Genomic DNA, 13397 nt, shown 5'->3' on the forward strand with positions numbered 1-13397 from the left:
CGGCTAACGGCCATGGAAGGGGGACCTACCACCCCGGAGCATGAAAGTCTGTCAGGCTAACGGGGCACTCCTGGGTTCCTCCGTCGTTTTCAGGTAAAAAAGACTTCAAAGACATTGGCTTGCGGCGACTTTCACGGTAAAGCTTCGACCTCCAGATAAATTAATGGCACCCAGCACCCGCCCATGAGCCCCGCCAACTTCCAGCAACTCGCCAACTTCATCTGGTCGGTGGCGGACCTGCTGCGCGGCCCCTATCGCCCGCCCCAGTATGAGCGCGTGATGCTGCCGCTCACCGTACTGCGTCGCTTCGATGCCGTGCTGGCCCCTACCAAGGAGGCGGTCCTGGCGCGCCACGCAGAGCTCCGGGCGAAGAATATCCTCAATATCGATGCCATCCTCAATAACCTGGCCAAGGACGACGAAGGTAAGGCCCTGGGCAACGAGACGGCCAGTGACCACTTCACCCCGCGCGAGGTCATCCGGCTCATGGTCAACCTGCCGCTGGAACCCGATACCGCGGTGCTCACCCAAGCGGGCGTGATCGTCACCATCTGTGACCCGGCCTGCGGTACCGGCGGCATGTTGGCCGAGGCGCAGAACTGGATACGCGCCCACAATGAACAGGGCATCGTCAAGGTCTTCGGCCAGGACTACAACCCGCGTTCCTATGCCGTGGCGGCCTCCGACCTGCTGATCAAAGGCCACCGGGACAGCCGGGTCGAATTCGGCAACACGCTGCTGGACGATCCCTTCCCCGGTACCCGCTTCGACTATCTACTGGCCAATCCGCCCTTTGGTGTGGACTGGAAGGCGGAAAAGAAGGTCATCGAGCGCGACCAGTTGGAGGCCATCGTCGCGCTCCCCGAGCAGATGTTCTACAACACCGGCATCGGCACATTCATCTGGATCGTCACCAACCGCAAGGGCGAACACCGCAAGGGCAAAATCCAACTCATCGACGCCCGCGAACGCTGGACCCCGATGAAGCGCAGCTTGGGGAACAAACGCCGCTATCTCGATCATTCGGCGATCGATGCATTGATCCGGGAGTATGGGCGGTGCGACGGGGAGGTCAAGCAATGGGTGAGGCTGGATAAGGATGGCAAGCCTTTGGCGTTCGCCGAAGGGCCGCCGGCCGAGCTGGCGCCGGAGGGTCAGCGTTGGGAAACGCGAGTGACCAGCCGCGTCTTCGACAACGCCGACTTCGGCTATCGCCGCATCGCCGTTCTCCGGCCGCTACGCCTGCGCTTCCAACTCACGTCTGACGCCAGGGAGCGCTTCCTCAACACCTACCCTGAGCTATTCGATGCAATGGACCTCGTCGAGGATGCCGTGGGCCTTGAGCCGCTGCTCGACTGGAATCTCGTGTGGGAAACGGTGCAAAAGACCTTCAAGGCCCTGCCTGACGACGTGGAAGGCTGGTCGCCCGGCGCCAAGGGCACGGGCCGGAGGAAGCAATTTCGCGACTGCTTCACCATGGTGGACCCTGAGGCCGTGCCCGTCATAGCCAAACACCATAAGGTCTCACCGCTGGATCGCGCCGCAGTGTTTCCCGACCAGACACTGCCGGCTACGCTTGACTCGGCCGATCTCTATGTCTTGCTTGGCCTGCATGCGGCTGGCAAGGGCAAGCAAGTCGAATATGAGCCTGACCCGGCGCTCAAGGATTCGGAGAACATACCGCTCAAAGAGGATATCCTCAGCTATTTCCTGCGCGAGGTGCGGCCTTATGTCGCCGACGCCTGGATCGACCGCGAAACCCTGGACGAGCAGGACGGCGGTATCGGCAAGGTGGGGTATGAGATCAACTTCAATCGCGTGTTCTTCCAGTACAAGGAGCCGCGTCCGTTGAAAGAGATTGACGCGGAACTCGCCGAGGTCGAGCAGCGGATCATGGCTATACTTCGCGAGGTAACCGAGTGACTACGTTGCCGGTCTTTGAGCCAGAAGCCTCAAGTAGAGTACGGTGTGCAAAGCCTCCGGCCCACTGGGTCATAAAACGACTAAAATGGTCATTAGGCGGCGTGTATAACGGAGTTTGGGGCGATGATCCCGATGGTTTAAATGACATTAAATGCGTTCGTGTTGCGGATTTTGATCGCGCGTGCCAGTCGGTGATTGCCGAACCTTCGACAACTAGAGCCGTTGCCCTAGGATATCGTGACAATCGAGTGCGTAAGCGTGGAGATCTACTGATTGAAAAATCGGGTGGTGGCGATAAACAGTTAGTGGGTTGCGTCGTTCATTTCGACCATGATTTTGCGGCGGTTTGCTCGAACTTTGTTGCTCGGATGCCGCTTACCGAGCAGATGTCGTCAAAATACTGGGCCTACGTTCACGCTTCCCTATATTCCGTTCGACTTAATTTTCCCGCAATCAAGCAAACCACTGGAATTCAGAATCTGGATGCTGAAGCGTATCTAAATATTGACGCAGCCTTTCCGCCCCTGTGTGAACAAGTGGAGATTGCTGCATTCCTTGATCGCGAAACCGCCCGCATCGACAGCTTGATTGCCGAGAAGGAGCGTATGCTCGCGCTGCTGGACGCAAAGCGAGAGGCCCTTGTCAGTCGACTCGTCACCCGTGGCCTAAACCCGGATGTGGCGATGAAGCAGTCAGGTCAGGCCTGGCTGGGGAATATTCCCTGCCATTGGTGCGTTGAGCGCCTGAAGTTTCATCTCAACGGACTGGAGCAAGGCTGGTCGCCACAGTGCGACAACAGTCCCGCGGATCAGACTGAGTGGGGCGTTCTAAAAGTTGGCGCAGTGAACTCATGGGACTTTGATCCCTCCGAAAATAAGCGACTGCCTGACGATTTGGAGCCCGTACTGGCCTACAGAATTCAGCCGCATGACGTTCTAATGAGTCGAGCAAACACGACGCAGCTACTCGGTCGCACTGTCTTTGTTCGTGAAATAGAGGCAAAGCTGTTGCTGTGCGACAAACTCTATCGGTTGGACGTTTCGGAAAGACGGCTGGATCGCGAGTTCCTTGTGGCTTTTCTCAGGTCAAGGCCCGGCCGCTTCCTGCTCGAACGAGAAGCCACCGGCGCCAGTAACTCGATGCAAAATATTGGCCAAGATACCGTTCTGAATTCTTGGATAGTCATCCCGCCATTGGCAGAACAACGCGAAATCGTTGCGCGCATTGAAAGCTCACGCAATACCAGCAGCAAGCTGAAGAATGCACTTGAGTCTTCCGTAGAACTGCTTCGCGAACGCCGCGCCGCCCTCATCACCGCCGCCGTCACCGGCCAGATCCCTATCGCCGCCATGAGTACCCCAGCCGGAGAGTCGTCATGCGCATCGACCGCCTGAGCGTTTGCAACTTCAAGGGCTTTGAGTCCCGTGAATTCATGTTCCACCCGGAATTCAACCTGATCGTCGGCACCAATGGGACCGGCAAGACCAGTGCGCTGGATGCACTGTCGGTAGCGGTCGGCAGTTGGTTTCTGGGGGTGCGGGGGACGGATAGCCGGCATATCCGCGGCAGCGAGGTGCTGCTTGGCGATTTCGAGCATGAGGAAATCGGCGACGACGGCGAGCGCCATGTCGGCGTGCAATGGGAGCGGGTCTATCCCTGCGAGGTGAAGGCTCATGGCTGGGTGCAGGGACAGGAAATCAACTGGTCGCGCTCACTGAATACGCCGAATGGGCGTACCACTTACGGTGAGGCAACGGATATCAAGCGCATTGCGACCGAGGCCGACCAGGCGATCCGTGAAGGCAAGGACATCCCGTTGCCGCTGATCTCCTATTACGGTACCGGGCGGCTGTGGCAGGAACCCCGTGATGCCTTCCTGGTGTCGGATCCGATGAAGGTTGCCGCCAAGGAGGATCAATCGCGTCTGTCTGGCTATTTGAACAGTGTTGACCCGCGCTTATCGGTCACGCAACTGACACGCTGGATCGCCCGCCAGTCGTGGATGGCTTATCAGCAGCAGAACCGCGTAACACCGGTGTTTCGTGCAGTCAAGGAGGCCATGGTCAGCTGCATCGAGGATGCGCAGGACCTGTATTTCGATGCCAATCTGGGCGAGGTGGTCGTGGCGATCTCCGGCGGAACCCAGCCATTTTCAAACCTCAGTGATGGTCAACGCTGCATGCTGGCGATGGTGGGTGATATCGCTCAGAAGGCCAGCAAGCTCAATCCGCAGCTTGGCAGTAAGGTGCTGGAGCAGACCCAAGGGGTGGTACTGATCGACGAGCTCGATCTGCACCTGCATCCGCGCTGGCAACGACGGGTCATCGAGGATTTGCGCCGCACCTTTCCACGGCTCCAGTTCATCTGCACCACCCATTCCCCGTTCCTGATCCAATCCTTGCGCAGCGGCGAAGAACTGATCATGCTCGACGGCCAACCGACCGCCGAGCTGGCCAATCTGTCGATAGACGAGATCGCCGAGGGTATTCAAGGGGTTGCCAATCCCGAGGTCAGTCAGCGTTACGAGGAAATGAAGGGCTTGGTCGACAGTTTTCCGGGTACCAGAGAGAGTGGCTGTTTCAGCCTGACTGACACAAGTCTTGTCTCACCTGCACCGAATCCGGATGCGTTAGCGGCTGGTGGTAAGCTATGAAAGCGACCTCAGAAGCGGCCTTTGAAACCGCTATTGAATCGGTCCTGCTCGGCGCCGGCTATGTCCGTGTCGGCGGCCAGGGCTTCGATCGGGAGCGGGCGGTCTTTCCCGCCGAGGTGCTGGGATTCATCCAGGCCACTCAGCCCAAGGTCTGGGAGCGGCTGGCGGCATTGCACGGGGAGCAAACCGGCGAGCGGGTGCTGGAGTCGCTGTGCAAGTGGCTGGACACGCACGGCGCCTTGGCGACGCTGCGTCACGGCTTCAAGTGCTTCGGCAAGACGCTAAGGTGGTAGAGGACGGCAAAAAGGAGCGCAAGGAGGGCCTGATCTTTCCGCGCTATCACCAACTCGAGGCCGTACGTCAAGTGGTGGCGGCAGTCGCCGACGAGGGCGTGGGGTTCAACTATCTGGCGGAACACTCGGCCGGCAGTGGTAAGAGCAACACCATCGCATGGTTGGCGCATCGCCTGTCCAGTCTGCACAATGCACGCAATGAGCGGCTGTTCGATAGCGTGGTCGTCATCACCGATCGCGTGGTGCTCGACCGGCAGTTGCAGAATACGATCTACCAATTCGATCACCGTCAGGGTGTCGTACACAAGATCGACGAGAATTCGCGGCAACTGGCCGACGCGCTGGCGGCGGGCGTGCCGATCATCATCACCACCTTGCAGAAGTTTCCGTTTGTCGCGAAGCAGTTGGCCAAGCTGAGCGAGGAGCGCGGGGAGGGCGGCAAAAACTGGCTACCGACCCGCAACTATGCGGTGATCATCGACGAGGCTCACAGTTCGCAGTCGGGCGAGACGGCCACCGAACTCAAGGGCGTCTTGGGTGGCGGGGACTTGCGCCGCAAGGCGCAGGAGATGGCGCAGGAAGAGGGCGGGGTGGAGCTGGAGCCCTTGTTTCGGGCGATGGCGAAGCGCGGCCGGCAGCCGAATATCAGCTTTTTTGCCTTCACCGCCACGCCCAAGCACAAGACGTTGGCCATCTTCGGCCGCAACGGTGAGCCCTTCCACCGCTATACGATGCGGCAAGCCATTGAGGAAGACTTTATCGAGGACGTGCTGAAGAGCTACGTGACCTACAAGACCTATTACAAGCTGCTCAAGGCCGCGGCGGATGACCCCAAGGTCGAGCGCAAGCCGGCGGCCAAGGCGCTGGCCCGCTTCATGCGCCTGCACCGCGCCTGGCGGGTATCCAGGCGGTACAGACCCTGTCGCGGCTCAATCGCACGCACCCGCTCAAAGATGACACCTTCGTTTTGGACTTTGTCAACGATCCGGACGAGATTCAGGAGGCCTTCCGTCAGTATTGCGAGGGCGCGGTGATGGGTGAGCAGGTCGATCCGGACAAGCTCTATGAGGTCAAGGCGGACCTCGACGCCTCAGGCATTTATCTTCAGACCGAGGTGGAGGCGTTCGCGCAGGTGTTTTTCGCCCCCAAGCGGCGCCAAAGCCCCGGCGATCACAAGGCGATGAATACGCTGCTGGATCAGGCCGTCGCGCGCTTTACGCAGCTGCAGCACACCGAAGAGGAGGCAGCCGAACTGTGGCGCGGCAAGTCACAGGCATTTCGCAACCTGTACAGTTTTCTCAGCCAGGTCATCCCCTATCAGGATAGCGATCTGGAGAAGCTCTATACCTATCTGCGTTACCTGTCCCTGAAACTGCCCAAGCGCAAGGGCTCCGCCGCCTACCAATTCGATGAGGAGGTGGAGCTCGACTACTACCGGCTCCAGAAGATCAGCGAGGGCTCGATCAGCCTGAACGAAGGCTATATCAGGCCGCTCGATGGGCCGCGTGAGGTCGGCTCCGGTATGGTGCGCGAGCAGCAGGTGGCGCTGTCGCGCCTGATCGACATCATCAACGAGTCGAGATCGCCTCTTTCATTTATTGGAGTTCGTGTGCGGCTAACGGCCATGGCCGTTACCGATTTTCCGTTCATCCTGAGCGTGTCGAAGGATGAACGGAAAATCATGCTAAAAGGCTAACATAGAGTCCGTTCATGGTTCGACAAGCTCACCACGAAAGGATTCGATCTGGGTATGAGCTTTCTAGGAAACCGCTTAACCTAAATCCGGGAATTGCTCACGCCAAGGCGCCAAGCTAGCCAAGAAATACAATCGGGTAGAGCCAAGATCCAGATCACCCTCCAGGTGGCTGGCGCAACGCTGCTAACGCACTGAAAAGCCTTGGCGAGCTTGGCGCCTTGGCGTGACAACTGCTCTTTCTAGGCTTAATCGTCCCGCCGCTGCGCCGCACGGGCATACTGATCGTCCAGCGCCCGCGCCATGGGGATGAAACGGTGGATGTGCCGATAGGCGAGGGTCTCGCTCATGGTGTTGAATCCGCAGGCGGTGACGATGCGCTCGGCCAGTGGATAGAGTGCATGGGCGGGGCTGGCATCTAATCGAAGGATTCCGGGGTCGCAGAAGGGCAGGGCGTGGGGGGCGATCAGGACCAGGGTAGGACTCAGGCCCTCGGCCGCGGCCAGGTCGCGGGCATAGTCGATGAGTTCGCGAATCTCCTCGGCCGGACCCGAATGCACCACCAGCCAGCGCGGCGGCGGCAGGGCGGCGAGCCTGGCCAGGGCGTGTGTCGGCGGAGGCAGGTCCGGTGTTTCAAGTCGCAGTGGGATGGGTTCCGCCCCTTGGTGCGCGAGCCAGTCGGTGTGGTCCGGGTTCAGTGGCTCCAGCAGGTGGACCCGGTCCAACGGCGGCGGTGTGCCCTGGATGCGCCGGGCATAGCGGTCCCAGCGCAGCAGGCGGGCCAGGTAGTGGATCGCAAGCCCCGGCGGCAGCGCAATCCCACACAGCTCGCCGAACAGCCCGCAGGGGAAGCTGTCCAGCCAGAGCCGCTGCGGGCGCTGCTCCCACAGCAGCCGGGCGAGCCAGGCGCCCAAGTCCCCCGGCCGGTCGGTGAGCCCCACCGGGAGCGGCAGCAGGTCCAGGCCAAGCCACGACTCTGGGTGCGCGGGTGCCAGCACCCGTGCCTGGACACCCAGTGTGCCCAGGACCGCGCGCGCCCGGGTCAGGTGTCCGAGTCCGCCCCCCAAGGCGTAATAGAGGTCCGGTCCCACCGCGCCGACTACCAGCCGCGCAGCCAGCCCTCGGCCATGACCGCGCGTGCCTCACCCGCGGGCAGGTCCGGAATCAGCAGCACCAGCGGGACCGGGGTGAGCGCGGTGTTGGCCAGCCGGTAGCGGGTCTCGCCCGCGCGGTCCTTCACCTTGAGCCCGGTCCCCGCGCCATCCGGGTAGTCCTTCACCTTGCCGGCCGCGTCCTTGTCGATCTCCAGCTCCCATTTGTCCGCGCCGCGGCGGCGCAGCACCGCGGCGCCCGCGTTCTCTGCATTGTCCGCGATCTTGATCCGGTCCTCGTCGCGCTTGACCTTGCGCAGCAGGTGGCCGTCGGGGGCGGTCAGCTTGAAGACATCGGGGTCTCCTTTGGCCCTGGCAAAGGGGGTGCCGTCGGGCAGGCGGTAGTCGGTGCGGCCGGGGGCCTTGCGCGCGCCCAGGAGCAGCGGGTTGCCGGCCCCGTCGGCGACCGCGACCTGGTCCGCGTCCCGGGTCAAGACCAGGACTGGCTTGCCGGCCGCGTCGGCGATCTCCAAGCGCTCGCCGGTCGGTGCCCCCACCGCTGCGGTCGACGACAGGGCCAACCCAGTCCAGAAGAGCAGCCCGGCGAGCGCTATGTTGAAGATGTCCAGATGGCTGCGGGGCCGCGTCGGTGGCTGATGCGATCTCATGGTCAAGCACTCCAGAGGATGGGGTAAGACTTAAGGGTGTTGGTCCGCGCAGCGGACCTTACCGGATGCGGGCCTCCCGTCCGCGGTCTTTGCTGGCGGCGGCCGCCAACAGGTCCAGGTAAGCGGCGGTCTCCCGCTCGGCGCCCAGGCGGTCGGCGGCCAGTGCGCGGCCGGCCTCGCCCATCCGCTGGCGGCCTGCCGCGGTGGCGGCCCCCGCCCTGGTCAGCGCGTCACGGGCGCCGTGCAGATCGCCTGGGTCGAACAATAGGCCATGGCGGCCGTCCTCCAGCAGGTCCGCCATGCCCCCGGCCCGCGCGGCGATCAGCGGCAGACCCAGGCCGAGCGCCTCGAGCATGACATTGGGCATGCCGTCATAGAAGGACGGCAGTGCCACATAGTCGCAGGCGGCATAGAGCGGCAGCAGGTCATAGCGGTCGAGGAAGGGCAGCACCGTAAGGCTCAAGTCAGGGTACTCGCGCTCGATCCAGTCCGCCGCCTCGGGCGCCAGCTCACCGACCAGCAGGCAGTGAAAGCGCTCCCGTTGCCGGCTGCCGCGTAGCGCCTCCAGCAGCAGGAGTACGCCCTTCTTGGCCTTGAGGTGGCCAAAAAAACCGATGACCAGGCGTTCCGGCGGGAAGACCGTGGAGCGCCACAACTGCGCCCGCTCGCGGTCGAATGGGTGCAGGGCCCAGTCGCGCAGCGCGATCCCGTTGGGTATCCAGCGGGCGTCGAGCCCCGGGTGCAGCGCCTGGGTCTTGCGCACCTGGCCGCGGCTGACACAGCCCACCAGTGTCGCGGCGGTGAGCGCCCGCGCCAGGACCTGGGCGCGCGCCGGCTGGAACAGGGCGGCATCCAGGTCGTTGCCGCGCAGCAGGGCGATCAGCGGACGATCCATCCAGGCGGCATAGACCGGCGCGGCCAGTAGGGGTAAGGCACCGCCGAAGGCGACCAAATGGGTGTAGCGCCCCGCCTCCCGTTCCAGGCGTGCCCATAAGCGGTTGAGCGTGTGGGCCGGGTCGCCGTCCACCGGGCAGGCGAGATAGCGGCCCCCCACTTGGCGTTGCTCCTCCCAGCGGTGCAGCCGCCCGGAGCAGTGCAGCAGGTCCAGTTCCACCCCGGCGGCACGCAGCCCCCGCACGATGCGGTCGCACGACTGGGCCATGCCGCCGCCGTCGGGCGGATAGCTCTCCGTCAGCCAGGCGACACGCCAGGTGCCGATCGCGTCCCCGTCCCCCGCGGCGGTGCCGTCCATCGGGTCAGCTATCGAACAGGCTGGGGCCGGTGTCCTCTTCCAGCAGGCCACCGGCGTCGACGGTCGGCGGGTCGAATGACTCACGATCGCGGTCGTCAAAGGTGCCGCCGGCCGCCAGTGCGCCGGTCGCCAGTGCGCCGGTCCGGGGTCCGTCGGCGGATGGCGGCCGATAGCCGCTGTCCTGGTAAAAGCGATCCCGGTAGCCATAGCGCCAGGAGTCGGTCCCCCAGTCTTCTGTGTCGGTCGGCTCGTCCGTCGCGTGTTGGGTCGCGCCGCATTCCGTACAGACGCCCCCGGTCAGGTCACGGACCAGATGCTCGGCACAGGCGGGGCGCCCGCAGGTCCGGCACACCCCGGCGGCCGGCTCCCCGCACGCACTCAGGGTGAGAAAGCCCCGTCTGACGGTGCAATTAGACATGGCTGGGCTCCTTGGTCCGGATGGGCTCGGCGCGGGCGTAGAGCCCGGCGATGGTCTTGAGTACCGCGCTCAATGAGGCAGACCGCGGCTGTGTCCCCTTTTGGCGGGTGCGCACCCGCGCCCGCAGCTTGATCCATTTTTCCAGCGCCGGCGCCCGGGTCGTCGGGTCGGCCGGGTTGGGGCGCAGCCGGTAGCCGGCCGCCGGCAGGTCCAGTGCGGCCAGCACCCGGGTGTCGACCCGAAACTTGGTCTTGGTCTTGGTCTTGCCCCGGGCGTTGCTGTGCGAGACGCGCAGCTCGTGGACCTCGTCGTCGATGCGCCAACGCAGCCTCGCCCCGTCCCGTAGCACGGCCGCCCCGTTCATCCAGGGGTCGCGGAAGACCCGCTCGCGGATCGAGCGGCCGTCTTCGTTACGGGCCGGCGGGGTGGCGGTCAACTTGGGCTTGGTCGCCCCGCCGCGCAGGTCCAGTGCCAACTGGACCTTGGCGTGTGGCCGCAGGTCCTCGCCGATCAGGCTCACCAAGGGGATCGCTACGGCACCCAGTCGATCGGCCAAGTCAGTGGCGCGCGTGGCGAGAAAGATCGCGACCAGCGGCGCGGCCGTTAGCAACGCCAAGCCGAGCGCCACCGGGATGGCCAGCGACTCGTAGCCCAGTGCAATACTGCCGAACAGTGCGCCGAAGAAGACCAGCATGGGGGTCACGATCATGGCCGTAGTGGCCCAGGTGCGCACCGCGTCGGCCTGCCGGTCGTAGGCCGCCAAGCCGGCGAGCAGCCCGAGCCACTGGGCCGGGGTGTACTCGCCCGCAACCTGCTTCTCTTTCAACAGCCGTCGCTGCTCCGGGGTCAGTGCCCGGTAGGCGCGGTAGGTCTCGATCAGTCGCATGCCCTGGTCCCCCACGAAAAAGGTTCAATCCAGTCCCAGCCCCGAATATACCGCGTCGAGCCGCGCCAAGGCGCAGTCCCAGGAGAGCCGATCGACAATCGCCCGGCGAGACTCCTCGCCCATCTGTGCGCGTAGTGGAGGATACTCAAGCAGGACGCGCAGCGCCCGCGCCAATTCGGCCGGGCGCTCCGGCGGGACCAGCCGGCCGTGCCGGCCGTCGGTCATGATCTCACGCACGACGGGCAGGTCCGAGGCCACCACCGGCACCCCCGACGCCATCGACTCCAGTATCTTGAGCGGTGCGCATCCCTGTTCCAGGTTACGGCTGCACTCGGTGAGCGGTGCGACCGCCAGGGTCGCGTGACGCCGCCAGGGGTCGAGTGCCGCCTGGTCGAGCTGAAACTCCCAATGGACCCGGGGGGCGATACCCAAGTGCTCGGCGAGCCGCCGATAGGGCTTGACCCGCCGCGGGTGGACCGCGGCGCAGATGACCAGCCGCAGGTCCCTGAAATCGGCCAGTCGGGCGAAGGCGCGCAGCAGGGTCGGGAGTCCCTGCCAGGGCTGCACGGCGCCGAAATAGAGCAGGTAGGGCCAGGGTGCCGGCGGCGGTGGGGGTGGGTCGGTGGGCACCTCGGCCCCGTTGGGGATCACCCGCAGGCGCTGCGGGTCCGCGCCCATGGCCACCAGGTTGCGGGCGATGGTCTGGGACGGGGTGACGATGCAGTCGGCCCGCTCCAGGCACCAGCGCTCCGCCGTGCGCAGTTTAGCCAGGGTGGCCGGGCCGATATCCGGAAATGCGAAGGGCAGCTCGATGGAGGGCAGGCCGTTCACCTCATAGACCGTCCGGCAGTCCGGCCCGACCCCCTGCAACAGCGGGACCCCACCCCAGGGATCGCGGAACTGGGCCAGTCGCAGGGCGCCGCCGCGTCGGGCGAGCAGCCGGTCGAGGGTGTACCCGAAGCCCAGCGCGCGCTCCAGCAGATTGGCCGGGCCGTCGCGATAGCGCAGGATCTCCACCGCGCCCTCGCGCTGGCCGGCCGGCAGTGCCTCGTTCCCCAGCACATAGAGCAGCCCGCCCCCGGCCCGCTCGAACAGCCGTCGGGCAAAGCGGTCGATGTGTACCGCCGCGCCCTTGGCGGAGGGGAAGACATCGAATGCGGCATAGAGCGCTGGGGGCAGTGGTTGGCGGTTGGTCATGACGTTGGGATGTGCTGACTGATAACGTGGCGGATTGTGGACGGCGGCCGGTTTCGCTCGGCGCCGCCGTGCGGGAGCGCCTGGGCCGGTGCGGTGCGAGCCGTCGGCCCTGAAGCATGAGTGCGCGGCCCCAGTCACCGCAAGGATTGCCGCGAAAGTCGCGCCGGGAGCGCGGTCCAATTCTCCCTCCCCTACTGGGGGAGGGCGGGGTGGGGGAACGGCCAAGGCGCCCGCCACGTTCATCTTGCGGGGTGGTGCGGGCGCCATGGCCGTTACCACTACGAGCACGCCTTTGCCCTGGACTGGAACGCCATGAAGCGTAAAGTGGGGCGCTCAACGACCCCGAACACCGAGTCCGCGATGCTGCGACCAAGGCCCTGCGGCAGTTGGCGACCGGCTAGCCCTGCATACCCCGGCCGCTCCAGGCAATGACACTCGTTAGTCCATTGACGGTTGAACCCCAACCCTGGAGAACGCGGGTTGATGCCCTGCCCCATCCCTCCGCGGCTCCCCATGTCGACAGCCGAGCGGATGACGCTCAACCCTGAAGTGAAGTACTCTGAGCCGGGCTTCAAAATTCCCCTGGGCAGACCAACGCCGATGAACGCCATCCAACCACACCGTGCGCATCCCACCGAACCGGCCGCCTACCGCCTGACGGTCGCTGCCTATCACCGCATGATCGAGGCCGGCATCTTCGCCGAGGACGACCACGTCGAGCTGATCGAGGGCGAACTGCGCGCCATGCCGCCCATCAATGCCGGTCACGCCGGTAAGAACAAGCGCCTCAACCAACTCTTTTCGCGCCGCGCCCAGGATCTCGCCATCGTCGCCGTCCAGGACCCCTTGACGCTGCCGGAGCACTCGGAGCCCGCGCCGGACCTGATGTTGCTGCGTCCACGCGACGACTTCTACGAAGGCACCAACCCCACCCCGGCCGATACCCTGCTGGTCGTTGAGATTGCGGACACCTGGTTGCGGTATGACCGCAATACCAAGCTCCCGCTCTATGCCGCACATGGGGTTCCTGAGACCTGGCTCATCGACCTCAAGCGGCGCCGGATCGAACTGCACCGGGACCCGGGACCGGGCGGCTATCGCCAGGTCCTGCTGCCGGACCGGGAGCAGTTCATCGCCCCGGTGCTGTTGCCTGAACTGCGCATCCAGGTGGCCGAGCTGTGGGCCTAGCAGCCTGTCGGACTTCGGGGCTCCGTCGCGGGTGACGTTCCTGTACACTGTCCGGATCAACCCCGATGTCCGGAGTACGACTGCCGATGCGCCGCTTCCATCCGATGGACCGCGAGACTGACTTGCTGCTGCCGC

General features: G+C 64.3%; 13 protein-coding genes and 1 pseudogene. 8 read left to right on the forward strand and 6 right to left on the reverse strand.

Annotated elements, in window-relative coordinates:
* Window positions 1–183 precede the first annotated feature (183 nt).
* The 6 genes from QZX93_RS20695 to QZX93_RS20720 all read left to right on the forward strand — a co-directional run bounded on the left by QZX93_RS20695 (window position 184) and on the right by QZX93_RS20720 (window position 6565).
* The gene (locus QZX93_RS20695) at window positions 184–1923 is read left to right on the forward strand and encodes an N-6 DNA methylase (RefSeq protein WP_295391444.1); all 1740 of its coding nucleotides are present in this window, start codon (window positions 184–186) and stop codon (window positions 1921–1923) included.
* A 101-nt stretch (window positions 1924–2024) separates the two neighbouring features.
* On the forward strand, window positions 2025–3317 hold the full coding sequence (locus QZX93_RS20700; protein WP_295391442.1) for a hypothetical protein: 1293 nt from the start codon (window positions 2025–2027) through the stop codon (window positions 3315–3317).
* Complete coding sequence (locus QZX93_RS20705) at window positions 3299–4576, forward strand: AAA family ATPase (RefSeq protein WP_295391440.1); 1278 nt, start codon at window positions 3299–3301, stop codon at window positions 4574–4576. The genes QZX93_RS20700 and QZX93_RS20705 overlap by 19 nt, the downstream gene beginning before the upstream one ends.
* Window positions 4573–4869 (forward strand): hypothetical protein, encoded by a 297-nt coding sequence (locus tag QZX93_RS20710; RefSeq protein ID WP_295391438.1) that lies wholly within the window; start codon window positions 4573–4575, stop codon window positions 4867–4869. The genes QZX93_RS20705 and QZX93_RS20710 overlap by 4 nt, the downstream gene beginning before the upstream one ends.
* Window positions 4863–5903 (forward strand): DEAD/DEAH box helicase family protein, encoded by a 1041-nt coding sequence (locus QZX93_RS20715; RefSeq protein WP_295391436.1) that lies wholly within the window; start codon window positions 4863–4865, stop codon window positions 5901–5903. The genes QZX93_RS20710 and QZX93_RS20715 overlap by 7 nt, the downstream gene beginning before the upstream one ends.
* Entirely contained in the window at window positions 5903–6565 is a 663-nt protein-coding gene (locus QZX93_RS20720) for a hypothetical protein (RefSeq protein ID WP_295391434.1), read from the forward strand. Before QZX93_RS20715 ends, QZX93_RS20720 begins: the two co-directional genes overlap by 1 nt.
* A 245-nt stretch (window positions 6566–6810) precedes the next feature.
* On the opposite strand, the gene QZX93_RS20725 is transcribed toward QZX93_RS20720, so the two are convergent.
* From QZX93_RS20725 to QZX93_RS20750, 6 genes are read right to left on the reverse strand one after another with little or no spacing between them, the layout of a single operon-like run.
* Window positions 6811–7653 (reverse strand): hypothetical protein, encoded by an 843-nt coding sequence (locus QZX93_RS20725; RefSeq protein WP_295391433.1) that lies wholly within the window; start codon window positions 7651–7653, stop codon window positions 6811–6813.
* A gap of 8 nt (window positions 7654–7661) precedes the next feature.
* On the reverse strand, window positions 7662–8321 hold the full coding sequence (locus QZX93_RS20730) for a hypothetical protein (protein WP_295391431.1): 660 nt from the start codon (window positions 8319–8321) through the stop codon (window positions 7662–7664).
* A gap of 58 nt (window positions 8322–8379) precedes the next feature.
* A complete protein-coding gene (locus QZX93_RS20735) occupies window positions 8380–9573 on the reverse strand; it encodes a glycosyltransferase family 4 protein (RefSeq protein ID WP_295391429.1) in 1194 nt (397 codons plus the stop codon).
* A 4-nt stretch (window positions 9574–9577) separates the two neighbouring features.
* Window positions 9578–9991 (reverse strand): hypothetical protein, encoded by a 414-nt coding sequence (locus QZX93_RS20740; RefSeq protein ID WP_295391427.1) that lies wholly within the window; start codon window positions 9989–9991, stop codon window positions 9578–9580.
* A complete protein-coding gene (locus tag QZX93_RS20745) occupies window positions 9984–10877 on the reverse strand; it encodes a hypothetical protein (RefSeq protein WP_295391425.1) in 894 nt (297 codons plus the stop codon). The genes QZX93_RS20740 and QZX93_RS20745 overlap by 8 nt, the downstream gene beginning before the upstream one ends.
* A 24-nt stretch (window positions 10878–10901) precedes the next feature.
* A complete protein-coding gene (locus QZX93_RS20750; RefSeq protein ID WP_295391424.1) occupies window positions 10902–12074 on the reverse strand; it encodes a glycosyltransferase in 1173 nt (390 codons plus the stop codon).
* 335 nt (window positions 12075–12409) lie between these two features.
* Between QZX93_RS20750 and QZX93_RS27500 the strand changes: the two are divergent.
* Both QZX93_RS27500 and QZX93_RS20755 read left to right on the forward strand, forming a co-directional pair.
* Window positions 12410–12475: pseudogene (locus QZX93_RS27500) on the forward strand (HEAT repeat domain-containing protein); the annotation flags it as partial.
* 199 nt (window positions 12476–12674) lie between these two features.
* Window positions 12675–13262, forward strand: coding sequence for a Uma2 family endonuclease (locus tag QZX93_RS20755; protein WP_295391422.1), 588 nt, complete (start codon window positions 12675–12677; stop codon window positions 13260–13262).
* Window positions 13263–13397 lie beyond the last annotated feature (135 nt).

It is taken from the genome of uncultured Thiodictyon sp., from assembly GCF_903946935.1.
Classification (GTDB): domain Bacteria; phylum Pseudomonadota; class Gammaproteobacteria; order Chromatiales; family Chromatiaceae; genus Thiodictyon.